This is a genomic window from Opitutaceae bacterium (assembly GCA_015075305.1).
Taxonomy (GTDB): domain Bacteria; phylum Verrucomicrobiota; class Verrucomicrobiia; order Opitutales; family Opitutaceae; genus UBA6669.
Genome location: JABTUS010000005.1, coordinates 1 through 23,401, shown reverse-complemented (window position 1 = coordinate 23,401; position 23,401 = coordinate 1). Strand labels below are relative to the sequence as shown.

Here is a 23,401-nt window from a genome sequence, read left to right as displayed (position 1 = left end):
ATGGGCGCGACTGGAAAGTTTCGCCCAAATTCGGGTTACGTGAGACCGTTGGCGAATCGTGGTGAATGCCGACAGCTCGGCTTTCATGACGCAGCGAGACCGTCCGCGGTTTCAGGAACAAGCATCAATTTCCAAACCGCCGGACCCGATTCACGCTGCGGTGAAAAGCGCGGTCGGGATGCCGGTGCTCAGGGATTGATCGGCGCAGATTTCGCAAGTTCCGCGTCAACGAGGGCGGAGAGCTGGCTGCGGGCCGCGGTTGCACCGAGATACTGCCCCAGTTGCGCGCGGGTTTCCGCATAGCGGGGGTTCGTATCATCAACAACCGGCATCTTGCGATCAACCACCTGCACAATGCTGCCTTTGGGCCCGGAAATGATCATCTCGGACAACGCACCCTTCGAAAGATTCTGAATCGCCCCAAGGATCGAGTGGTCCAGGTCTTTCGCCGGCGACTGCGCGGTGAAGGCCGGATAGGTTTTCACCTCAAATTTCAGCCCCGAGGTGCCCGCTGCAGCCACTGCAGCCTCAAGACTGTCGCCAGCCTTGAGCCGTGCTGCAATCTGTCCCCGCGCAGCCTGTCCTGCTGCGACAAAACGCTTCCGCCTCTCGTTCTCCACATAGTCGGTCACAACCCGCGCGCGGACTTCAGCGAACTCGGGATGTCTGGCGGGAATCGATTCCTCCCAAAGAAGCACGGCGCTTCCGCCTGGTGTGGCAACGGCGTCGGAATAGTACCGGTTGTCATTGAGATTGAAAGCCGCCTCGCCGGCTTCTGATGACGCCGCAAATTCCGCGGGTACCGCATCGCGGCCGAAAGGCGGGATGCTGCGCGCAACCAGGTTTCGCTCCTTGAGGAAGGCTTCGACTCCAGCCCGGGTGACCTTCCCCTCATAGAGCGCAAGGGTCAGATTGCTCGCAGCCTCAGCGGCCAGGTGCTGCGCGCGCTCCTGCGTCAACGCCGCAAGGACCTGGGGGCGCACCGCCGCAAAATCGGCATCTGCGGCGGCACCGGGGTCGGGCTGGACCGCCGGTTTGCTGTCCGGCCCGTTCACGGGCGCTTTCGGAAAACGAGCCGGATTGGCGTCATAGTAGGCGCGGACATCGGCATCCTTGATCTTCAACTGCGCCAGGAACGATGAAGCCGGAAAGTCGACGGAACGCACGCGCACCTGCGGAGGAATCTCATACCGAAAGCTGTTTTCCTCGAAGTACTTCTTCAGGTCTGCATCGGTCGGCTCAATCTTGGGAGAATAGGCGGCATAGTCCGTAGTCGCAACCGCAAGCGTCCACGAGGTGTCGCTCTGGGCGAGTTCGGCCTTGATGTCACCGGGAAGCACATAACCGGGCCCCGCGAGCAGTTTCTGCATCTTCTCATACCGAAAGTCGTCGGCAAGCACCCGCGCCACATCACCTTCTCCCGCACCCGGGTTCAGCTTGATGCGATCGCGAAACTGAGAATAGCGGGCGGGGTCGAAGGTTCCGTTCTGCCCCATGAATGCGCCGCGTGTTTTGACAAATGCCTCGAGTTCCGCCGGCGTCGGACCCGGGATGCGGAGCTTGTTGGCGAGCACCAGCGCCGCGTGACGATGCAGTCCAAACAGCTCGAGCTGATCGCCGCTGAGAGCGGGATATCCGACCTGAAGGTAAATGCTGAGCTGCGCGTCGCCCATGACGCGGGCCACATCATCCTGATTGCCGAGATTGACGTCAAAAAACGGCCGGCTCAGCTGCTTCTGGCCCGCATTGCCGATGCCAGGGGAGGCACCGATCGTGAAGACGAAGGCAACAATCGTGAGTGCCAGCAGGACCATGAATATCAGTCGAAAGTGCTGCTGGAACGTTCTCTGGATCCAAGAAATCATTGAATGAAACCGCCGACGCTAGATTCGCGGCTCCAAGTGTCAACCGTCCGATACAGAGGCCGCGTGAACCGACGATCGCGCGCCAAAGGCATCCCTCCATCACGCCAGCCGCCGCTGTTGGACACCGCTCAGGCCGGAACTCCCCGTTGCTCCTGTCTTGCCGCCTCATATGGATACTTCTCAAACAGAACCTCCAGCGGAGTGGCAAAGAGCTCGTTCGAGAGAATCGACCCCAATTCTGCATCATAAAGCGCCAGAATGGGATCGGTCTGCGTGAGCGAGATCGACATCGGCGTCTCGCCGAGTTCGTCATCCCGGCGCTTGAAATCCTTCAGGGTCACGCGCCCAAGCGGCCGTGCGGGTTGGTAGCGGAAGTCAGCCGCGGTGTCGGCCTCCTGCGCGGGCACCGGCGACACGAGCTGGATTTGCACGAGGCGGTTCAGGCACTCATTCAGGATCTGCGTCGGCACCTTTAGCTTCTCGCTCAGCTGAGTCGCTGTGCACGGTTCCAGACAGGCTTCAAACCGCCGGCCGATGCTCAGGAGCACAATCAATGTCAGGCGCTCGCGCAGTGTTTCCGACAGGCTGTTCCACGCCGCCTGGCTGTTTCGGAAGTGCACATTCTGAACCGCATAGCTGACGGTCCCGCCCAGAAGCACAAACAGCCAGAAGATGTACAGGCCCAGCATCAGCACCGGCACAATGCTGAGGGAACCGTAGAGGCTTCGCGTCAACAGCACGCGCTTCAGATATAGCGCCGCCAGGAAATTGTTCAGGAGTATGAGCAAGGCGACAACAACGGCACCGGCAAACGCCGCGCTCCAAAGCACCCGGGTGTTCGGTATTGTCCGGTAGAAGACGGCGAGCAGAACCGTCAGAAGTACAGCCGATGCCACGGGCAGGAGAAGCTGCAGCAGGGACTGGATCTCATTTCGAAACGGCAGTTTCTCCGCAAAGGCATTGAGCAGCGCCCCCGCCGACAAACCGGTCGCGGCGGTGAAAAACAACGCGGCTCCCAGCGTCAGTATGGTCCAGTAGAACACGAGGCGCAGCAGCCATGATCGGCCGCGCCGCACACCCCAGATCTCATTGAACGCCGTTTCAATCGAGGTGAACAGCTGGAGCACAATCACCACAAGCATGAGCGCACCGAAGGCACCCAGCGCCCCGCGGCTCGAACTCGCGACAAATCCATTGACGATCTCAATCAGCTCGGGATTGAGCTGCGCCGCCGCGCCTGCGTCCACTGCGGCGCCCCCCTCCTTCGCGCGCTCCGCGGCGGCCATGCGCTCGTATTGGACGAGTTGGGGAGCGACGTATCCCACGAGGCGATGCACCGTGTTGGCGACGAGGTTGGGGTCGTCCTTGTCCAGCGCAAACCCCGCGACCATCACGGCGATGGCCACCACCGGTCCGATGCCCAGCAGCGAGCTGAAGCTCAGTGCCGCGGCACGGCTCGCCGCATTGGTCTTCGTCAGGCCCGAGTACGTGATCGATATGACGCGCAGAATCGCGAAAACGCGCCCGCGGACGGAGCGCTCGTTCAAGAACTGCACCTGCCAGATGGTGACCTGGAAAAGGCGGACAAGTCTCGCCCACCGGGTTGCCAGCGTCTCCATGGCCGGACCGCCGCTAGGCGAGCATGAAATAGGCGAACCCAGCCATGCCCGTAAACCCTGCGGCGATCGCAACGGCAAGCGGCACGTAGGACACAAAGATGGTGCAGAGGTACATTCCCGCCGAGGCAACGGCGAGCGCGATCATCGGCACAACGTCGCTCTGCGACCACAGGACAAAACCAATGAACCCGAGGCCGAAGATGATCCTGAATCGAATGACTGAATAAAGGCTCACCATCTGCAGCAGAAGCATCACCGCAAAGAAGAGATCGATTGCGCCGAGGATCGCGAACGGCTGGCCCAGCAGCGCGCCGAAATCCTTTGCGATCAGAAGATCGATCGACGGGCGGGAAAGTATGAGTGACGCGGCGCTCGCCAGAAGCAGGACGATCAGCGCCCACATGCCGATCCGGGCGGCACGCAGTTGAGTGACAATTGGATCCGAACGATCGCGCGTGTCCGCGGTCTTGCCCTCCGCCGCAAGGAGCATGTCATCAACCGTGATCGGCGTCGAGGAGCGGTCGCTGCTGCCGATTCCAGGAAGATCCTTCGGCTTCATCCGCAGGCGCTTCTTCTCGGGGAAAAGCGCCGCGAGAACTTCCGGATTGGAATCGATCGTCGCCCACTGCTCCGTCGACGCATCATAGTAGAGCGTCGCTGGTGATACCTGCCCGGCCTCGGCAAGGGAGGTCAACTGCTCAAGGGTGAACGGACCTCGCGCGTCGGTCTCTGTCGCGGCGCGGATATAAAACTCCTGCGTGGCCATTGGTTTGCCGAAATGCTGCTAGGCACGGCGACAAGCCGCAAGGCTCTTTTGGCATGAATCGGCGGATCCCGCCCCTGAGGGCGCCCCCCCCCAGAAACCCTACATACGTTGAAGGGTGCGCAGCCCTAGGAGATGCAGGCCTTCCTCCAGAACCAGGAGCGTCCTCGCACAAAGGAGCAAACGGCGCGCACGCACGGGAGCTTCGTCGACAATCACCTTGTCCGCCGTGTAGAACCCGCTGAATGCACCCGCCAGATCGTAGAGGTAGGTGCAAAGATAGTGGGGACGAAGCTGCTGCGTCGTGAGCTCAAGGACACTGGCAAGCCCGATCAGTTTTCTCGCCAGGGTCATCTCCGCCTCGGTCTCGGGCGCAGTCGCGCCGGCTGTGACCGAAGCGTCCGCCGGATCCACCCCGAGTTTCCTGAAGATCGAGCGAATCCGCGTCACTGCATAAAGCAGGTAGGGCGCGGTGTTGCCCTCAAAGGAAAGAATCTTGTCCCAGGAGAAAACGTAGTCGCTGCTTCTGTTCTGGGAAAGATCCGCATAACGCACCGCGCCGATTCCAACCGCCGAGGCGATTTCCCGGCGCTCCGATTCCGGCAGCTCCGGAGATTTCTCGGTCACGACTCTCAATGCGCGTTCCTCCGCCTCCGCAAGGAGCGTCTTCAGCTTGATGGGGTCACCGGAGCGGGTCTTGATCGCCCGGCCGTCCTCACCGAGTATCGAGCCAAAGGACACGTGCTCAAAATGCGGAAGCGGGCGCTTGGTCGCCGCGAACCACTTCTGCGTTGTCAGCCAGAGCTGCTCGAAATGATCGGTCTGTCGCGCATCGGTCAGGATAACCACCGCATCGGCCCTGAAATGCTCCACGCGGTAAAGCATAGTCGCAAGGTCGGTGGACGCATAGTTCGCCGCACCATCGGACTTGCGAATGATGAAGGGCTGCTCATTGAAGCGCGGGTGTTCAGGATGGAAAACGACGAGCGCGCCTTCCGACTCCGTCGCCAGGCCCGCCTGCGACAACTCGCGGTACACCTGGGCCAGCCGGTCGTTATAGAAGCTCTCCCCCAACTGGTGATCAAAATGTATGCCGAGCTTTCGGTAGATTTCTTCAAACGCTCCCGAACTGATCGCATTGATCTTCTCCCAAAGAGCACGGTTCTCCGCATCTCCCGCCTGGAGTTTGACCAGCTCACCCCGGGCGGCGTCGAGCGTCGCCGGATCAGCCTTTGCCGCCGCATCCGCAGCCTTGTAAATGCGCTCCAGTTCCTCGAGCGGATCGTCGCCCAATGCCGCGTCGTCACGCAGATGCTTGTAGCCCCAGATCAATTTCCCGAACTGCGTGCCCCAATCACCAATGTGATTGTCGCGAATCACCTCGGCGCCGCAAAACGCAAGCAAACGACAGATGGCCACTCCAATGACCATCCCCCGGACATGCCCAACATGCAGTTGTTTGGCTGTATTTGGTGAACTAAAGTCCACGACATAGCGCCTGCCCCGATAAAAGTTTGCGGCCCCTTCCTTCAATTGACCGGCGCTCCCATACGTGCGCAGCCAGGCAAGCACGGCCTCGGGTTTCATGCGGATGTTGATGAAGCCGGGACCAGCGACAGCGACATCGAATTGCTCTCGGAATTCGGCACCCAGCTCGCCCAGAAGCCTCTCGGCCAAGGCGCGTGGATTCAGGCCATTCGATTTCGCATAACCAAGCACACCATTCACTTGGAAATCGCCATTCCGGGGGTCAGCGGTGCGGACCTCCGGTCTGAAGTTCGAATTCAGATCTGCAGCCCGTGCGGCCGCGAGAAAGGCGGCATTCAGGTCAGCCGAGACTTGGAACGATGCGTGCATCGGTCCCACGAGACAAATCCAAGCCGGTACGGGCAAGCGAGATCTGAGACCCGCCCTCGGGTTTCTCTGCGCAAAACCACGGCATCACAGCCCGTTTTGGCTCGACATTACAGCTAGGAATGTTTGGCTCGTAAACTTTTCCGGCTCACGGGCCGCGACGAGTTATTCACACAGCACAATGACGAAACGCAACATCCCTCCCAGGAGGTTTATCAAGCCAAGTTTTGAATTCCTGATCGAAAAGAAACGCGACGGCGGAGAATTCACCAAGGACGAGGTCCGCTATCTGATCGATAGCACGCTCGACGGTGAAATGCCCCGGCACCAGCTCGCCGCGCTGGCGATGGCGATCTATTTTCAGGGAATGTCCGCCCAGGAGACCGCGGATCTGACGGAGGAGATGATGCTGTCAGGCGAGGTGATCGATCTTTCCGGCATTGCAAAACCGAAGATCGACAAGTTCGCGACGGGCGGCATCGGCGACAAGACTTCGCTTGTGCTCGTGCCGCTCGCCATGGCCGCCGGCGTCGTCGTTCCGATGATGTGCGGCAATGAACATGACTACGTCATCAACACGCTCGACAAACTCGCCGCGATCCCGGGCTTCAAGGCGCACCTTTCCAACGAACAGTTTGTCAACCAGCTCGCACGCATCAACGGCGCGATCGTGGCGCAGTCCGAGGATCTCGCCCCCGCGGATGCCAGGCTCTACGACCTGCGCAAGGAAACGGGAACCATCCCGAGCCTGCCTTTGATCACCGGCTCCGTGCTTTCCAAGAAACTCGCGGAGGGATCCGAGGGCCTTGTCATCGATGTCAAGTGGGGCAACGGTTCCTTCATCAAGGACCTCGAGCAGGCAAAGCAGCTCGCCCGTTCGATGACCCGCGTGGGCCGCTCGATGAAACGGCGCTGCGTCGCGCTTGTCACCGACATGAACCAGCCGCTTGGCGACTCCGTGGGCACCGCCTTGGAGATCAAGGAGGCGATCCAGCTTCTGAAGGGAGAGGGCCCCGAGGACATGAAGGAACTCGTGCTCAAACTCGGCATGGAAATCGTCCGCCTCGCCGGCGTTGCCGGTTCCACGCTGTCAGCCAAACAGACGGTCGAACGCCACCTCACCGACGGCACCGCCCTCGAGAAACTCAAGGAGCTGGTCAAGGCGCAGGGGGGCGACGCCACCTACATTGATCATCCGGAGAAATTCACGCAGGCCCGGCACATCCGGAAGCTTCCGGCGCCAAAACGCGGTTACGTGCATACGATCAATGCCGCGATGATCGCGCACGGCGTGCACATTCTGGGAGCCGGCAGGAATTCGCCGACCGACAGGATCGATCACGCGGTTGGAGTGTCCGAGATCCGCAAGGTCGGGACCCAGGTCAAGCAGGGCGAGCCGCTCATGATGATTCACTACAACGACGAATCCAAGCTTGAGCAGGCGCTCAATTACTTCAAGGACGCCTACCGCCTCGCACCCAAGCGCCCCACCCCGCCGCCCCTTGTGGTCGAGCGGGTTGCCTGAACGGCCCACAAACCCTACCAAGAAAAAGCCGACCAGGAAGGTCGGCTTTTTCTTTGGTCACGACGGAGCGTGCCCGGATGATGCGCCCGTCCTCAGGCGCGACCCAGATACGTGCCATCCGCCGTGCTGACTCGGATGACCTCGCCTTCCTTGATGAAGAGCGGCACCTGGACCACGAGTCCTGTCTCAAGCTTCGCAGGCTTCTGGACATTGCTGGCGGTATCACCCTTCACACCTTCCGCACTTTCGACAATCTTTAGATTCACCGCAGACGGCAGGTCCACGGAAAGTGGTTTCTCGTCGACAAAGAGAACGTCCACCTTGCCGCCCGGGGTCAGGTAATTCTTGACGTCTCCCAACGTGCCCTCGCTCAGCTCGATCTGGTCAAAGCTCTCCGGATCAATGAATGCATAGGAGTCGCGATCCGCGTAGCTGAATTCCAGCGTCCGGCGATCGGTCGGGAGCACTTCAATCGTGTCCGTCGACGCAAAACGCTGGTCGAGGGCCTTCCCATACCGGAGATTCCGCATCTTGATCTGCACAAACGCACGCAGGTTGCCGGGCGTCCTGTGCTGCGTTTCCATGACGAGGTGGGGCTCGCCGTTGAACTTGATGACTTGGCCTTTGCGGATGTCGTTGGCTGCGGGCATGGGCTGGGATGAATCGGGTTAAAAGGGTATGGAAATACCCCCCTGAGAGACGCCATGTCAAGAATTCCACTCCCGGACTCCCGGCAAATTTCCGGTTCATCTTCCGGCAAATGACTGATTATCAGACCGCCGAACCCGCCTCCGCGCTTGCGCTTCCCGAGGTCGCAACGTCACTCTCGCGACCTCCGCTATGAAACAACGCACGCTCGCGCGCGCCGTCTCCATCACTGGCACCGGCCTCCATTCCGGATCTCCCGTCCAGCTCACTTTCAAGCCCGCACCTGCAAACCATGGTCTGGTTTTCAGGCGCACGGACCTGCACGGTCACCCCGAGATCAAACCGAAGATCGAATTCGTCGGCGATCTCGTCCGCAATACCACGGTCCAGGAGGGGCACGCGAAGATCAATCTTGTCGAGCATGTGCTCAGCGCCCTGCACGGCTGCGGCATTGACAATGTCATCATCGAAATGAATGCCGCCGAGCCGCCGATCCTCGACGGTTCCGCACGGCCATTCGTCAATCTCATCCTCGAGGGAGAACCGGTCGAGCAGGACAAGGACCGCGTCTACTACCGGCTCGACGCCCCGGTCTCCGTGATCAAGGGCAACCGCTCGATCGTCGCCCTGCCCCACGACGGTCTCAAGATCACCTGCACATCCACCGACGATCGCGGCTACCACACGCAGCACCTCTCGATCGAAATCGACCCGGAGACCTACATCGCGCAGATCGCCGGTGCGCGGACCTTCACCATCTACGAGGACATCGAGGAGCTCCTCAAACTCGGCAAGATCCGCGGGGGAAGCCTCGATTCCGCGATAGTCATCAAGGGCGGCACGATCCTCTCAAAGGAGGCCCTGCGCTACAAGGACGAGTTTGTCCGCCACAAGATTCTGGACATCATCGGGGACATCGTGCTCCTCGGCATGCCGCTCAAGGCCCACCTTGTCGCCACGTGCCCGGGACATCAGCTCAACGCTGAACTCACCCGCGCCATCTTCGAGCGCATGCAGCAGACGGCCAAACCCTCCGGCAGGAAAAAGGCGGGCACCACGTCAACGGTCAGCCCCACCGAGACCGAACTCGACATCCGCCGCCTGCTCGAGGCCCTGCCTCACCGTTATCCGTTTCTCCTTGTCGACCGCGTGACGGAGTTCCGCGGCGATGACGAGCTCGTCGCGATAAAGAACGTGACGATCAACGAGCCGTTTTTCCAGGGCCACTTCCCCGGCAATCCCGTCATGCCCGGCGTGCTTCAGCTCGAATGCATGGCCCAGGCGGCCGGCGTGCTCATGCTGCGGCGCTCCACCAGCGAGGGGCGCACCGCCTATTTCATGAGCGCCGACCGGGCGAAATTCCGCAAGCCGGTCAGACCGGGCGACCGCATCACCATCGTCGCCAAACTGACCAAGACGCGCGGGGACAAGTTTGCCACCGCCGAATGCAACTGCACCGTGGATGGCCTGCTGGTGTCATCCGCAGAGCTGATGTTCGCCCTGGTCGACAATCCCGACGAGGCCTGAAGCATGGGCGTGCGCATTCATCCCTCGGCCCTGGTCGATCCCTCCGCGCAACTGGGCGCCGATGTCGACGTGGGCCCCTTCGCTTATGTGGGCGCGGGTGTGACCCTGGGGGACCGCTGCCGTCTCCTTCACCATGCCTCCGTCGAGGGACTCACCACGCTCGGGGCGGACTGCGAGATCCACCCGTTTACAAGCATCGGCGCCAGAACCCAGGACCTGAAGTACAAGGGCGGATCGCCCGGGGTGAGGATCGGCTCGCGCAACATCCTCCGGGAATATGTTTCAGTACACGCCGCCACGGACGACGGGAACTTCACCGTGATCGGCGACGACAATGCGATACTCGCCTACAGCCATGTGGCGCACGACTGCCGGCTTGGAAGCCACATTGTGATGAGCAATTCGATCTCGCTCGCCGGACATGTTGTCGTCGAGGACCACGCCACCCTGGGCGGCGTGTGCGGCGTCCACCAGTTCTGCCGCATCGGAGCCTACGCCATGGTCAGCGCGTACGCGAAGGTCGTTCAGGACGTCGGGCCCTTTCTCATCGCCGACGGCCAGCCCGCGATTCACCGTGCGTTCAACAAGGTCGGGCTGGAGCGAAAGGGCTTCACACCCGATCAGATCGAGCGGGTGAAGCAGATCTTCCGGATTCTTTTCCGCGACGGACTCAATCGAACCCAGGCGCTTGAACGACTCTCGCAGCACGGGTCCGCCGGCACCGATGAATTTCAACGGGTGATCTGCTTCGCCCACGAAAGCGAACGGGGCCTCGCCCCCGGGCCCGGTGCCTGATCCACCCGGACGATCTCGCCGTGAAACGCGGCGGGCTACTTCTTCTTGTAAACCGTCGCTGGATCGAAAAGCCGCTCCGCGGTGTATTCCAGCGAGAAGTCACCCCGGTTAGCCGCCGAATCCAGATCGACCAGGCGCCGGTAGAAACAGCTCCTGTATCCATTGTGGCACGACGCATTGGCCGCGCCTGTCTGATCCACGCGGATGAGGAGGACATCCTGGTCGCAGTCCGTGCGGAGTTCGCGCACCATCTGCACATTGCCGGACTCCTCCCCCTTCACCCAGAGCTTCTGACGGGACCGGCTCCAGTACGTGGCCTTCCGCGTCCTCAGCGTGTGCTCTAGGGAATCCGCATTCATGTAGGCAAACATCAGGACCTCGCCGGTGGAGAAGTCCTGGGTGATGCACGGAATCAACCCATCGGATCCAAACTTGGGTTGAAGCTGCCGGCCTAGCTCGATCTCGGTGGTGGTGGTTCGCAGGGGAAGTGACATGGAGGATTGTTGATGATGGTGATGGAGGAAACGGTGCTGAACGAGTTCGCAAATTTCGTACGGGGGCAGCGGAGACGCGCCACTCCGTCGACGACCGGCAATCCGGCGGGATCCTACGAATGTCGGTCCGCCAGATCGCGAAGCAGATCGTAGCTGTAGAGCCCGGTGCGATGACCGTCGCTGAATTCGAAGCGCAGCGCGTAGTTTCCGATCTTTTCCCAGCCCAGCACGGACACGCCCTGGAAACGCTTCGGGCCGTCGCCGCCGTACTGCCTGCCAAAGATGTCCCTTTCGCCCTGCGTTTCCGCGCTGGGCGAGGCCGCGCGCAATTGTTCGCCGGACAGGAACGACTCGAGTCCGTCGCTCCAGCGAATGGCGACCTCGGGCCCGACGAGTTGGATGTCGACCGGCGTGTGCATTGGCAAGTGAGCGAGCCAATCAATGCGACCCGGCACTGCCCAGAAAAAAATCCCCAGTCGCCACGCTTGCCCCTGGCGACTGTTTGTCCACGTTGGAAGTGAAATCCCCGCCCTTTCCCATGAAGATACTCCCATCGCGTCTGCGCGAAGCATCCGCCAGCCTTCTGGCAATCATTGCCAGCATGACGCTTGCCGCCACGGGCATGGCCGAAACCGCCGCTGAAATCCATGCACGCGCCTTGGTGCTCGATACGCATTTCGACTCCGCAGTGAACCTGGCGCGTCCGGGCTGGGATGTCATGCAGCGCCACACCTGGAGGGACGACTTCACCCAGGTGGACTACCCGCGTCTGGTGGACGGCGGCTTCGACGGAGGCTTCTGGGCGCTGTACGTGCGGCAGGGGCCGCGCACGCCGGCGGGCAACGCGGAGGCGCGCGACACCGCGCTGAAGATCGCCTTTCGCATACGCGAGATGGCGGCCCGGCATTCGGACCATTTCGAGCTGGCCACCCGAAGCGAGGATGCCGAGCGCATTGCCGCCGAGGGGAAGCAGATCGTCTACCTTTCGATGGAGAACGGCTATCCGCTCGGCAATGACCTCACGCTCGTGCAGACGTTCTACGACATCGGCGTGCGCATCCTCGGGCCGGTGCATCTGGCGAACAATGATCTCGCGGACTCCGCCACCGACAAAGATGGTCCGGAGCACGGCGGGCTGAGCGCAATGGGAAAACAGCTCGTGAAGGAGTGCAACCGGCTGGGCATCGTGCTTGATGCGTCGCACGCGTCGGACCAGGTGCTCCGCGACTTTCTGGAACTGTCGGCGACTCCCGTCATCCTGTCGCATTCCGGGTGCAAGGATGTCTACGATCATCCCCGCAACATCGGCGACGACCTCCTGAGAGCGCTGGCAGCCAAGGGGGGCGTCATTCAGGTGAACGCCTTCAGCGCGTACGTGGCGCCGCTGAAGATCAATCCGGAGCGCAATCACGCCATGGCCGCCCTCATGGCCCGGTTCGGCGGTCGCTCGAACATAGAGTCACCCGAACGTTTTGCGGAATACCTCAAGGCGCGCGCCGAGTTGGAGCGTCAGTATCCCATGCCCATGGCCACCTTCGACCAGTACATGGCGCACGTGCTCCACGCTCTGAAGGTCGCGGGACCCGACCACGTGGGGTTCAGCGGCGATTTCGACGGAGGCGGCGGCGTGGAAGGGTTGATGGACGTGACTGGCGCCCCAAGAATCACAGAACGCATTCTCGCGGCCGGATACACGGAGGCCGACGTGAAAAAATTCTGGAGTGGCAACGCCCTGCGCGTCCTGAAAGTCGCGGAGGACTACGCCGCGGCACATGCTAAACCGCCGTCCCTTGCGGCCAGGTAGCGCAGGACATTGCCGCCCTGTGCGGGCGCAAAGGCCTGAGCAAACCGCGCCATCCGCAGATTTCGCAGATTGGCGCAGACTCTCCGATCTCGGAATTCAATCCGCGAAAATCCGCGCAATCTGCGGACCCTTGCCTCCCCGCGTCTCCGCCTCTTCGCGTTAAATCCTTCCGCCAACAAGCCGCGACGCGCGTCCCCCGGTCACGACGGAGCGTGCCCCTCCAGATGAAAGTCAATCCCCTCGATTTTCTCTCCTCTCCGCCTGCTCCGCGGCTCCGCGTGAAAAACTCCGACTCTGTATCACCAATCCCATCATCATTCATTTTCTCCGCTGCCCGGCCGACCGTGAATTGGGATGTCGACTCGCCGCCGCCAGCGAGAAATGATCAACGCCTCAACTCCATGAAGGCCATCGACGCAATCCTTGCCCTCCTCTTCCTCGCAGGCGCCGCCACGGTCGGCCAAGGCGCGCAGGCGCCCGCGCCCGTTCGTCCGCCGAACGTGCTCTTCATCGCCGTCGACGACCTGACCTGCGCTCTCGGTGTCTATGGCAATCCCATCGTCAGGACTCCCAACATCGATGCGCTCGCGCGCCGGGGCATGGCCTTCGACCGCGCCTACACGCAGTTTCCCCTCTGCAATCCCGCGCGCGCATCGGTCATGACCGGCATGCGCCCGGACTCCACTGGCGTGTTTAACCTCACCACCCACTTCCGCGAAAGACTCCCCGATGTCGTGACGCTGCCCCAGCTTTTTCGAAACCACGGCTATCGTGCGATGCGCGTCGGCAAGATCTATCACTATGGCGTTCCCAAACAAGTCGGCACACCGGGGCTCGACGACCCGGCGTCATGGGACGAAACCGTCAATCCCCGCGGTCGCGACAAGGAGGAGGAGGATCTCGTCACCAATTTCATTCCAAAGATGGGCCTCGGCATCGCCCCTTCCTTTCTCGCCGCCGACGGCACCGACGGGGAGCAGACCGACGGCCTTGTCGCCACGCACGCCATTGAGCTGATGCGCGCCCACCGCGACCAGCCCTTCTTTCTCGCGGCCGGTTTTTATCGTCCGCACACGCCGTACATCGCTCCGAAGAAATACTTCGATCTCTACCCGACCGATTCGATCCCGGCCCCCGCCATCCCCGACCTCAGCCAGGTGCCATCCGCCGCACTGTGGCTGCCCGACAACGTCAGGAGTCATCCGCTTTTCTGGGGACTCACCACCCGGCAGCAGCGGGAGATCATCCGCGCCTACTACGCGTGTGTTTCATTCATGGATGCGCAGGTGGGCCGCCTGTTGCACGAACTCGATGTCCTTGGCCTCACCGACAACACGATCGTCGTGTTCTGAGCGACCACGGTTATCTGCTCGGCGAGCACGGCCAGTGGCAGAAGCAAAGCCTGTTCGAGGAATCCGCCCGAGCTCCGCTGATCATCGTTCCACGCCCCGGATATGCCAAACCGGGCAAGACCGAACGCATCGTCGAATTCCTCGACATCTACCCGACGGTGGCCGAGCTGGCCAGTCTGCCCGCGCCAGTGACGCTGCAAGGGCGGAGCCTGGCGCCCCTCCTGAAAAATGCGGACGCTCCCTGGCCGTATCCCGCATTCACCCAGGTCCGGAATGGCCGCTCGATCCGGACAGAAGACTGGCGTTACACGGAATGGGGCGCCGCCGGAGCGGACGGCGTGGAGTTGTACGATCACCGCCGCGACCAGCTGGAGAGCCACAATCTCGCCAAACAACCCGCACAAACCGAAGTCGTGGCGGGCCTCCGCGCCCAGCTTCACGCCCGGTTTTCCAGGAACTGAACTGACGCCGGTTCACTCAGGCGGCACGCGGCGGTCTGCACCGATCTCAATCCGGTCACGACGGAGCGTGCCCCTCCAGAATCGCATTCATCCACCCATCGCTCGCTTTCCCCCCTCCGTTGGAGGGGCATGCTTTGTCATGCTCAGGGAAGGGAAAAACTCTCCTTCGGCTCACCGGCGGTAGTACCTTCTGAAAAGCGGCGCGTTCTTGAAATGGGAGATCGTCGCCGTTCGCTGGGCGCCCGTCTTCACCGCCACCTCGACAACGTCGAACCGAAAGTGCTCCGGTCGCTGCGAGGGCGGGAGCCACCGCAGGAATGCATCACAGGCCCTTCTCAAGACGGCGCGTTTTCTTCGGTTGATCGCATGGTATCCTGACACCCGGGCCGACGCACGCCGGGTCTTCACCTCGACAAACACCAGCATCGCCCCATCCAGCGCCACAAGATCCAGTTCGTCGCGCCTGTCTCCGGGGCTCCGCCAGTTGCGGGCCAGGATCTTGAATCCGCATTCGCGCTCCAGCCACCCGGCCGCAGCCTGCTCCCCCCAAGCCCCCGTCGAAAGCGGTTCGCCCAGGCCGAGCAGGTTCTGGAGTCGCGTCCACATGACCATTCCCCGTCAATCGGTGTTCAGCAATAGATCGATGCCCGCGCGCGCTTCACCGGATGCGGGGGACCTCGCCCCGCTACACACCCACTTCCGCGGGTGCTTCAACCGGGGCCCGGGAGCCGCGGACCGCGTCGGCGATCGTCGCCGGAGCGGCCTCCGCCTCGCCGACAAGGTGATTGAACCGCATCGAAACGGTCTTCGACACGCCGCGCTCCTCCATCGTCACGCCATAGATCGCCTGCGCCGCGGAAACCGTGCGCTTGTTGTGCGTGATGATGATGAACTGGGACTCGTCCACGAACTTCTTCAACAGGTCCGTGAACCGCCCTATGTTCGATTCGTCGAGCGGCGCATCGAGCTCGTCGAGCAGACAGAATGGCGACGGCTTCACCATGTAGAGCGCAAACAGCAGCGCGACCGCCGTCAGGGTCTTCTGTCCACCGGACAACAGGGAGATACTCTTGAGCTTCGTGCCGGGAGGCTGCGCGGTGATTTCAATCCCGCTCTCAAGAATGTCCTCCGTCTGGATCAAATCGAGATTCGCAACGCCACCGCCAAACAGCGTCTGGAACGTGTACGCGAAGTTCTTCCTGATCTGCTCGAATGTGACGGAGAACTGCTTCTGCGAGGTCTGGTTGATTTCATCGATCATCGCGAGGAGCGAGGCCTTTGAATTCGTCAGGTCGTCATTCTGCGTCTTCAGGAAATCATAGCGCTGCTTCAGTTCGGAATACTCCTCGATCGCGACCAGGTTGACCGCGCCCATCGAGGAGAGCCTCTGCCGCAGCGCTTCGATCTCCGCCTTGATGGCCACCCAGTCCGCCGTGCTCTCCTGCTGCTTCAGGTCATCCTCGGTGGGATCGGGGCGCGGACCCTTCTTTTTCCTGCGCCGCGCCGGTGCCGGAGACGCGGTCCCAGTCGACTGCGCGGCAGTCGCCACATCCGATTCTGCGGACGCCGGCTGGCTGCCGCCCGAATGCGAGCCCGCATCCTCATCCTCTTCATCGAGGTCAAGCTGCTTCAGGTCGGGCGGATCGTCATCCGAGCGCCAGAGCAGCGCGCGCCAGTCGTACGTGCCCACGCGGATCTGGAACTCCCGCTGCACCTCCTCTTCGATGAAGGCCGCGCGCTGCCTGTCCTCCGCCAGCCGAATTTCGCAGCGGTTCAGCTCCGCCTGCGCACGGTCCGCGTCATTGCGGATGTCGAGCTGCCCGGACTCGACTCCGGTGATGGATTGTTCGATCGCCACCAGCTCGCAGCGGATGACCTCGACCTGTTCCTGCGCGACCACGAGAGTCTCCGCCAGTTGGGCGGAACGGGTCTTCTGCCGGGCGGCATCCTGTTCGAGCTCGGAAACCTGCGCGGTCCAGACCTCGATTTCCTGCTGGCGCTGAATCAGCAGCTCGGAGAGCTGGCTGCTGCGGCGCTGCATGTCGGCGAGACCGCGGTCGAGCACCTCCACGCGCTGGCGGTGCTCCGCGAGTTCAAGGCGGGCCTGCGCGAGCGTCTCGCGCTTCACATCGCGATTGGTGCGCAGTTCAACGATCTTCGCCTCGAGCGCGCCAATGCGCTCACGCTGAGCTTCAGCAGCGGCGTTGGCCTCCGCCAGGCCGCGCTGCGCCTTTTCAAATCTCGCCTCCGCCTCATGCCGCGCCTGCTCGAGCGATGACACCTCGTGCTCCAGGCGAGCGAGACGGTTGCCGATGTCCTCGCAGGACCTTGCCGCGCCGCGCTGCTCCTGCTGAACCGACGCCACACTCTGCGTCACGAGCAGCAAATCCTGCCGCGCCTGCTCGAGTCGCGCCTCGTTCTCCGCCAGCCGCGCCTGCAGGGCGTCGATGGCCTGCCGCTGCGAATCGTGCTGAAGCTGATCATCCGCCAGCGCGCGCGCCGTTTCGCGCAGGTCCACCTCGCGCTGCATGATGCTGTTCGACGACTTCTTCCGGTGCCCGCCGTAGACGAGACCGCGACGGTCGACCAGACTGCCCGATCGTGTGGCCACGGACAGGAATGCGAACGAGGGATTGGCCTTCCAGAACTCAAGAAACGCATGGATGTCGTCCGCAAGGTAGCAGGAATCGAGCAGGGCCAGCGCCGGATGATTCTCGTCGACAACGCCGAGCGCCTCGCTGGCTGGACGAAGTCCCGCGGGCAGCGTGCGCGCGGCGGCATCGCCCGTCGGGACAACCTCCGCCACGCGGAGCACAACGGCGCCGATCTGCTCATTTTCCAACTGCGCAAGAATCCGCTGCGCGGTCCCGATTTCCGCCACGGCAATCGCTTCCACCGCCGACCCCAGCAGCGCCTCGACCGCCCTGGAAAACTCGGGCTTCACCTCGAGTCCCTGCATGATCGGTGTCGCGGTCGCCCCGGCGAGACTGTCCTGCAGCCTCCCCTGAAGCACGGCCTTCGCACCCTCGCCGAAGCCCTCCAGCTTTTCCTGAAGCTGCTGCAGCAGCTTCAACCGGGCGCTGCGCTGGGCGAGTCCGCGATCGATCTCCTGAAGCCTGCGCTGCGCCTCGCGAAATTCCTTCGTCAGATCGGAGATCGCCTGCTGCGCCTCGCCGACCTCCTGGTGCGCGCGCGATTTCTCAACCATCGCCTCCTCAACGCGGGCCTCGACCTCGGCGAGGGCTGCGGCGGCCGCCGCCTGCTGTCCGCGCACGCCTTCGATTTCCTCGGTCATCGCGTCGTGGCGCTGCGCGCTGGTCCGCTGGTCGATCTCGTGGCTGGTTGTGTCGGTGCGCAGCCGCGCCACGGTGCTCTCGTGCTGGAGCAACTGGAACTTCGCCTGCTGCAGCTCCTGCTCGTGCTTCGACAACTCGCCCTCGACGATCGCGAGGTCGCGGTTGCGCTGCTGGAAGACATCGTCGGAACTGCCGAGGAGCGTGAGCTGCATCTGCTTGTCGCTCGCGCCGGAATCGACCTGCGACGCCAGTTCATGCAACTGCATCTCCAGTTCGCCGAGGTTCTCCTGCGAGGATTCGAGCCGCTCCACAAGACCCGTGCGCCTGATCTGCGCGAGGTTGGCCTGGTTCTCGGCCTGCTCCTTTTCGGAACGAAGATCGTACGTCGCCTGCTGCGCCTCCTGCACGCGCTGATTGAGACGCGAACGCTCGGCGCGTTTCTCCTCCAGCGCCGACTGACGCTGCTGCAGCTCCACGCGACGCGTTTCAGCAGCGGCGCGCAGCGCGACAACCTGGGTTTCAAGCTGCTCAAGCGTGCCCGCGAGACCGCCATGCTGGTGTCCGGACTGGGCAAGAGCCAGGTGCCGCAGACGATGACTGAGCCGCTTGTAGCGCAAAGCCTTCGCCGCCTGCCGGCGCAGCGAGCCGATCTGCCGCGACACCTCACCGATCACATCCGCCACGCGCGCCAGATTCTGGTCGGTCATCGCCAGCTTCTGCATCGCCTCGCGACGCTGCGATTTGTACTTGGTGATCCCGGCCGCCTCCTCAAACACCGCGCGCCGTTCCTCGGGTTTCGACGACAGGATCTGGTCGATCTGCCCCTGCGCCATGATCGAGTACGAGGTCCGGCCGATGCCGGTGTCCATGAATAGCTTCTGAATGTCCTTCAGGCGGCACGGCTGACCGTTGAAAAAATACTCGCCCTGCCCGTCGCGATGCACCCGGCGCATGATCTCGATCTCATGAAACTCGCTGCCGAGTTGCTTCTCGCACTCCGTCAGAAGCAGGGATACCTCGCAGAGCTGCGCGGGTTTGCGGGTGTCGGCTCCCTCGAAAATGACATCCTGCATCCTGCCGCCGCGCAAGGCCTTGGCGCTCTGCTCACCCAGCACCCACCGGATGGCGTCGGCGATGTTGGACTTGCCGCAGCCGTTGGGCCCCACAACCGCAGTGACGCCTGGTTCAAAACGAAGCGTGGTTGGATCCGCGAATGACTTGAACCCATGAAGCTTGAGGGCCTTGAGATGCATGAATAAGCGCTCGATTCAGACGCCCCACGCTACCCGCGCAAAGGAAAAATTTGCCCGGCATGGGGCCGGTGCACGGACATTTCATCTGGCTGGGCGATCAAACCGAGGCATGCTCACGCATCCTATTCGGCCACCGGTTCAACGACGGGTTAAATGGTGAATGCCCGCAGGCTGGCAGGAGGGTCGACTGAACGAGAGGCATGAAGATCGAGGCACGAACAGAGTGTCGCAAAAAAACTCTCACCGAAGTTTGCGAAGCTCACGCAATTGGGGCGGTGACTGAAGAATTTCATTGCGGACCTTGAGGAGTGTCGGCTGATCTCGCAGCGCACCAAGGCTCTGATCCTTCCCCCGATCATCGCATTCACGGAGGCTTCGTGCAGCACCCCATGTTCGCCCCCAACACACACAAGCTGCCGTGCCGTAGGCGGTTACCGCGACAATCGTAAAGGATCGTTTCATCTCGTTGCGTGCTCGCCGGCGTGCAGGCGATTTGTCCAAGGAGTTTTGCTGGCGATTCTGCTGCTGGCGGTGCTGCCCAGCGAGGGACGCCTGAGCGGGCAAACGGCCGCGCGCGAGCAGGCACCGCCGTCGGATCCCAATGCATTCCTGAAGCTGAGCCTGCCGAAGGCTCAGGCAACGGCGTTTTTCAAGGCGTGGACGCAAGCCAGCGCCGATCTTGAGAACGGCCGCCTGGACGAAGCGCGAAAGGGTTTCGCGGCGGTCCTTTCCCTCCTGGGCGAGTTGGACTCGAATCCCGCCCGCCGGGAGCAGGCCATTCTGATCAAGGCCCGGGTTCATGCTTTGATTCTCGGCGACCGCACAACTGCGCGGCGCGAACTGGCCCGCGTGCTCGCGGTGAACCCGATTTCCGCGGAGGCGCTCGCACTTGAATCCCGGCTGAACGCGCAGGAACGAAAGCCGGATCGCGGACCGGAGAAGGCGGCTCCGCCGAGCAAACTCACACCGCGACTTGGCCGCGGAAAGGAGGCGGCGCCATGATCGATCCCGCCGATCTGGCCGCAAGCCGCATCACCGAGGTTTACCAGTACAATGCTGCGGGGCGCCGCATCGCCACCACCGATGCGAAGAATCAGACGCGGCGCGTCGAGTATGACCTCCATGGCCGGGTTGTGAGGGAATGGGGATCGGCATCGTACCCGGTCGAGCGCAGCTACTGCTCGTGCGGAAAGATCGTTGAACTGCGCAGCTACCGGGGAGGCACGGGCTGGAGCGGCGCCACCTGGCCGACGGCGACAACCGGCGCGTATGACCGGACGACTTGGACATATGGATCGGCGACAGGGTTGCTTCTGGCGAAGACCGATGCAAACTCCATGAGCGTGACGTATGCGTATGACGCCGCCGGACGCATGAGCTCGCGCGCCTGGGCGCGCGGGGTGGTGACGAACTATGGCTACGACCCGGCCACCGGACAGCTCCTGTCGACGACCTATTCGGACGGCACACCGGGGATCACCTACACCTACGACCGACGCGGGCGCATCGCCACGGTTGTCGATGGCGTGGGCAGCCGTACAATGAGTTACACGGCTTACGATCAACTCTCCAACGAGGCGCTGACGCTGACTGGATTCGGCACAGGGTCGATTGCATACACCCATGATGTCTATGGCCGGCGGACGCAGAGCTCGCCGATGATGCAGCCCACCGGCTCAACTGCGTTCGGGCAAGGGGTGAACTACGCCTGTGCAGCGGGAACCGGGCTCCTGTCCTCGGTCAGCGGACCGGCGACATTCACCTACACGTACCTCGCGAATTCAGGGCTGCCGGCTTCGATCGGCGGAAGCGACACAAAGGAACTTACTTGGGCGGCGCACCGCGATGATCTCGTGTCTTATGACAATCGGTACAGTGGCGGGAGTTTCAGCGCGCACCGCTTCGAGTACACCCGCGATGAGATTTTTCGCGCATCGTGATCGAAACGCAGTACAAGGAGGACAGTCTCTTTCCGGCATTCCCTTCTCCTACAATCCACGATCGGAACTGACATCGGACCGGGAAGCGTCGAGCTATGACGAACAAGGCAACCGCGTGACGGAAATGGAGCCGCCTATCAGGCCAATGCGCTCAACCAGTACACGGCGGTTGGGGGCAGCGCGTGGACCCACGATGCCGACGGCAATCTCCTCAGCAATGGCACGCAGACCAATGTCTACGATGCGGAGAATCGGCTCGTTCAGGTGACAAAGGGTTCGATGGTCTACAGCTTTGCCTACGACTATCGGCACCGGCTCGTGAAGTACACCGGCTATTGGCAACCGTGGCCCGGTTACGGCTACAGCGTGCCAGGCACCTCATGGCGCCTCTACGATGGTGACCGTGTCGCTCTGCGGTACGACACCGTGGGAGGCTACACGCAGACCGCGCAATACCTCTGGGGAAGGGATCTGGCCGGACGGCATGCGAGCGGCGACGGCACCGGAGGCTTGCTCGTTGTGTGGTCCAATGGAATCGGCTACCTGCCGCACTATGACGGACGCGGAAACATCTGGGGCTTCAGCGGCGGCTACAGCCGAAGCCTGAGCGCCTTCGGCGAGGTGGCATTCTATCCCAGTGGCCTGCCTGCCAACATGCCGATAGGTCTCCTCACCTACGCCCACGGAACCAAGGAATACTTTTCGGACATCGGGCTGTACAACTATGGCCGACGATTCTACGACCCAAAAACCGGCCGCTTCATCGGCCGGGATCCGATTCAGGAGAACGGAGGATTGAATTTGTATGCCTTCGTGAGAAACAACCCAATCAATAAATGGGATGATCTCGGACTCAAAGAAATCATCGAGTTGGATGCGTTCACTGTTACAGCGGCGCGGATCCGTAGTAATGGATATTCCGCGGCTGAATGGTATCTCGACTACGGCGACACAACTGTGGACTACGGTAGCGGAGACAGCAGTTCGGACGAAGGGGGTGGTTCATCGGATCCAACTCCAATTGAAACAGAGAGAAATCCGACTACTAAGAGACTGGTTGAAAAACTTCAGCAGTTGCCATGCGACAAGCGCAAGCAACTAATAGATAGAGCTGGGACTGCATTCAACAAGTGGGGAGAAATGATAGCTGAACTCACTCAAGTAATCTTTGGTGGGAAGAATGAAGCCCCTGCAGTCATCGGAGATATAGTCACGGGGAAAGCGCTAGAAGTATTTGATACACATATTTTCTCAAGTTCAGAGGCTTTGAATAGCTACTTCCAAAGTAAGATCATAGAAGAAACGATTGAGGAGATTGGCGTGATTGCGATATTCATGACGCACTCTTCCCGCGTGAATTCATCAGATCTTCCCGAATCGGTAGCACTTAGCACCGGGGCGCCAGTAGTACCAATCGTATTATTCAATCCCGAAAGTGCGACAGTAATTTCGGTTGGAGTGAAGGCAATTGAGGACAAGTCAGGTGAATTATCATCTTATAGAGGATCCTATCCAGTGCTGAGTAGTTCGCCTGGCATCGAAGTTACCTCCAGTAAGGAATTTGTTGATGCTATAATGACTGGATGCGAAAAATGAGCCGATTTATTGTATTTGCAGTCATTTTCTGCTTGACGAATTTTGCACAAGATTCGCGCAAGGTGGATTACGTGCCAATCTATCCAACTGTATTTTTCCTGTCTCGTGAGGCCTTCCCTTTTCGGGATGGAAGGACTAGTAGGCCAACATTGGAAAATGTTGGGCGGATAATTCAAGCCGCACGAAATATACTGATTCTGGATGACTCAGAATATTTTGAAAACATTATAATTTTGGATGAAGGAAATTCGTGGTTTGTATCTTTTCAAGCCGTCGGAAATGGGAATGTGCGCAAGAGGAACTCGGAACGTGATGCAAATGATAGTGCTCTATTTTCTCTGAATACAAATGCGGGAATCTACTTGGATAAGGAAACTCTGACATTGGCCAAACGAGGTCCAGAAAAACCTATTCGAAGCTTACCAATGATTTCTCCGGCGGGGGAGCGAAATCAAGGCCATGGCTATGTCTTTGGTCCTGGATACATTCCCCAGAAGGCACGAAAGTAGTTCAACCGTAAAGTCGCCGGCGTCGAGCGACATCAAAGGACAATCTCTCCGACTAAGCAGTATGGTTTGCGAGTGTGGAGGAATGGAACCTCCACGAAAC

At 61.2% G+C, this 23,401-nt stretch carries 17 protein-coding genes and 1 pseudogene; 9 read left to right on the top strand and 9 right to left on the bottom strand.

From position 1 onward, the window contains the following. Positions 1-188: 188 nt before the first annotated feature. The 4 genes from HS122_10650 to argS all read right to left on the bottom strand — a co-directional run bounded on the left by HS122_10650 (position 189) and on the right by argS (position 6,104). Complete coding sequence (locus HS122_10650; protein MBE7538861.1) at positions 189-1,814, bottom strand: peptidyl-prolyl cis-trans isomerase; 1,626 nt, start codon at positions 1,812-1,814, stop codon at positions 189-191. A gap of 179 nt (positions 1,815-1,993) precedes the next feature. Then, positions 1,994-3,484 (bottom strand): YihY/virulence factor BrkB family protein, encoded by a 1,491-nt coding sequence (locus HS122_10645; protein MBE7538860.1) that lies wholly within the window; start codon positions 3,482-3,484, stop codon positions 1,994-1,996. Positions 3,485-3,497: 13 nt separating this feature from the next. Then, positions 3,498-4,250 (bottom strand): hypothetical protein, encoded by a 753-nt coding sequence (locus HS122_10640; protein MBE7538859.1) that lies wholly within the window; start codon positions 4,248-4,250, stop codon positions 3,498-3,500. A gap of 99 nt (positions 4,251-4,349) precedes the next feature. Beyond that, positions 4,350-6,104 (bottom strand): arginine--tRNA ligase, encoded by a 1,755-nt coding sequence (gene argS / locus HS122_10635; GenBank protein MBE7538858.1) that lies wholly within the window; start codon positions 6,102-6,104, stop codon positions 4,350-4,352. A 178-nt stretch (positions 6,105-6,282) separates the two neighbouring features. Here argS and HS122_10630 point away from each other — a divergent pair, with 178 nt between their 5' ends. Next, positions 6,283-7,626, top strand: coding sequence for a thymidine phosphorylase (locus HS122_10630; protein ID MBE7538857.1), 1,344 nt, complete (start codon positions 6,283-6,285; stop codon positions 7,624-7,626). Between the two features lie 92 nt (positions 7,627-7,718). Here the strand turns inward: HS122_10630 and efp are convergent, their stop codons facing one another. Continuing rightward, positions 7,719-8,276 (bottom strand): elongation factor P, encoded by a 558-nt coding sequence (gene efp / locus HS122_10625; protein ID MBE7538856.1) that lies wholly within the window; start codon positions 8,274-8,276, stop codon positions 7,719-7,721. A gap of 190 nt (positions 8,277-8,466) precedes the next feature. Here efp and HS122_10620 point away from each other — a divergent pair, with 190 nt between their 5' ends. After that, positions 8,467-9,801 carry a bifunctional UDP-3-O-[3-hydroxymyristoyl] N-acetylglucosamine deacetylase/3-hydroxyacyl-ACP dehydratase gene (locus tag HS122_10620; GenBank protein ID MBE7538855.1) on the top strand — a complete coding sequence of 445 codons (1,335 nt, stop codon included), beginning with the start codon at positions 8,467-8,469 and terminating at the stop codon, positions 9,799-9,801. 3 nt (positions 9,802-9,804) lie between these two features. Continuing rightward, positions 9,805-10,596 carry an acyl-ACP--UDP-N-acetylglucosamine O-acyltransferase gene (gene lpxA / locus HS122_10615; GenBank protein MBE7538854.1) on the top strand — a complete coding sequence of 264 codons (792 nt, stop codon included), beginning with the start codon at positions 9,805-9,807 and terminating at the stop codon, positions 10,594-10,596. A gap of 35 nt (positions 10,597-10,631) precedes the next feature. Here lpxA and hisI read toward each other — a convergent pair whose 3' ends face one another. After that, entirely contained in the window at positions 10,632-11,090 is a 459-nt protein-coding gene (gene hisI / locus HS122_10610; GenBank protein ID MBE7538853.1) for a phosphoribosyl-AMP cyclohydrolase, read from the bottom strand. Positions 11,091-11,203: 113 nt separating this feature from the next. Further along, entirely contained in the window at positions 11,204-11,509 is a 306-nt protein-coding gene (locus HS122_10605) for a DUF971 domain-containing protein (protein ID MBE7538852.1), read from the bottom strand. 119 nt (positions 11,510-11,628) lie between these two features. On the opposite strand from HS122_10605, the gene HS122_10600 reads away from it, so the two are divergent. Beyond that, a complete protein-coding gene (locus HS122_10600) occupies positions 11,629-12,894 on the top strand; it encodes a dipeptidase (protein MBE7538851.1) in 1,266 nt (421 codons plus the stop codon). Positions 12,895-13,295: 401 nt separating this feature from the next. Beyond that, positions 13,296-14,707, top strand: a pseudogene (locus HS122_10595) (sulfatase). Positions 14,708-14,878: 171 nt separating this feature from the next. Here HS122_10595 and HS122_10590 read toward each other — a convergent pair. Continuing rightward, positions 14,879-15,319, bottom strand: coding sequence for a YraN family protein (locus tag HS122_10590; protein ID MBE7538850.1), 441 nt, complete (start codon positions 15,317-15,319; stop codon positions 14,879-14,881). A gap of 73 nt (positions 15,320-15,392) precedes the next feature. Then, entirely contained in the window at positions 15,393-19,256 is a 3,864-nt protein-coding gene (gene smc / locus HS122_10585) for a chromosome segregation protein SMC (protein ID MBE7538849.1), read from the bottom strand. Between the two features lie 507 nt (positions 19,257-19,763). Here smc and HS122_10580 point away from each other — a divergent pair. The 4 genes from HS122_10580 (at position 19,764) to HS122_10565 (ending at position 23,301) form a co-directional block, all read left to right on the top strand. Beyond that, on the top strand, positions 19,764-20,258 hold the full coding sequence (locus HS122_10580; GenBank protein ID MBE7538848.1) for a hypothetical protein: 495 nt from the start codon (positions 19,764-19,766) through the stop codon (positions 20,256-20,258). Beyond that, positions 20,255-21,196 carry an RHS repeat protein gene (locus HS122_10575; GenBank protein ID MBE7538847.1) on the top strand — a complete coding sequence of 314 codons (942 nt, stop codon included), beginning with the start codon at positions 20,255-20,257 and terminating at the stop codon, positions 21,194-21,196. The genes HS122_10580 and HS122_10575 overlap by 4 nt, the downstream gene beginning before the upstream one ends. A gap of 279 nt (positions 21,197-21,475) precedes the next feature. Next, positions 21,476-22,792: an RHS repeat-associated core domain-containing protein gene (locus HS122_10570; protein ID MBE7538846.1), complete on the top strand. Its 1,317-nt coding sequence runs from the start codon at positions 21,476-21,478 to the stop codon at positions 22,790-22,792. Next, positions 22,789-23,301: a hypothetical protein gene (locus HS122_10565; protein ID MBE7538845.1), complete on the top strand. Its 513-nt coding sequence runs from the start codon at positions 22,789-22,791 to the stop codon at positions 23,299-23,301. Before HS122_10570 ends, HS122_10565 begins: the two co-directional genes overlap by 4 nt. Positions 23,302-23,401 lie beyond the last annotated feature (100 nt).

Coding starts and splice junctions, on each gene's coding strand:
- argS (MBE7538858.1), bottom strand. CDS start 6,104: ATGCACGCATCGTTCCAAGTCTCGGCTGACCTGAATGCCGCCTTTCTC.
- HS122_10650 (MBE7538861.1), bottom strand. CDS start 1,814: ATGGTCCTGCTGGCACTCACGATTGTTGCCTTCGTCTTCACGATCGGT.
- efp (MBE7538856.1), bottom strand. CDS start 8,276: ATGCCCGCAGCCAACGACATCCGCAAAGGCCAAGTCATCAAGTTCAAC.
- HS122_10605 (MBE7538852.1), bottom strand. CDS start 11,509: ATGCACACGCCGGTCGACATCCAACTCGTCGGGCCCGAGGTCGCCATT.
- HS122_10570 (MBE7538846.1), top strand. CDS start 21,476: ATGGTCTACAGCTTTGCCTACGACTATCGGCACCGGCTCGTGAAGTAC.
- HS122_10645 (MBE7538860.1), bottom strand. CDS start 3,484: ATGGAGACGCTGGCAACCCGGTGGGCGAGACTTGTCCGCCTTTTCCAG.
- hisI (MBE7538853.1), bottom strand. CDS start 11,090: ATGTCACTTCCCCTGCGAACCACCACCACCGAGATCGAGCTAGGCCGG.
- lpxA (MBE7538854.1), top strand. CDS start 9,805: ATGGGCGTGCGCATTCATCCCTCGGCCCTGGTCGATCCCTCCGCGCAA.
- HS122_10600 (MBE7538851.1), top strand. CDS start 11,629: ATGAAGATACTCCCATCGCGTCTGCGCGAAGCATCCGCCAGCCTTCTG.
- HS122_10575 (MBE7538847.1), top strand. CDS start 20,255: ATGATCGATCCCGCCGATCTGGCCGCAAGCCGCATCACCGAGGTTTAC.
- HS122_10565 (MBE7538845.1), top strand. CDS start 22,789: ATGAGCCGATTTATTGTATTTGCAGTCATTTTCTGCTTGACGAATTTT.
- HS122_10590 (MBE7538850.1), bottom strand. CDS start 15,319: ATGGTCATGTGGACGCGACTCCAGAACCTGCTCGGCCTGGGCGAACCG.
- HS122_10640 (MBE7538859.1), bottom strand. CDS start 4,250: ATGGCCACGCAGGAGTTTTATATCCGCGCCGCGACAGAGACCGACGCG.
- HS122_10620 (MBE7538855.1), top strand. CDS start 8,467: ATGAAACAACGCACGCTCGCGCGCGCCGTCTCCATCACTGGCACCGGC.
- smc (MBE7538849.1), bottom strand. CDS start 19,256: ATGCATCTCAAGGCCCTCAAGCTTCATGGGTTCAAGTCATTCGCGGAT.
- HS122_10630 (MBE7538857.1), top strand. CDS start 6,283: ATGACGAAACGCAACATCCCTCCCAGGAGGTTTATCAAGCCAAGTTTT.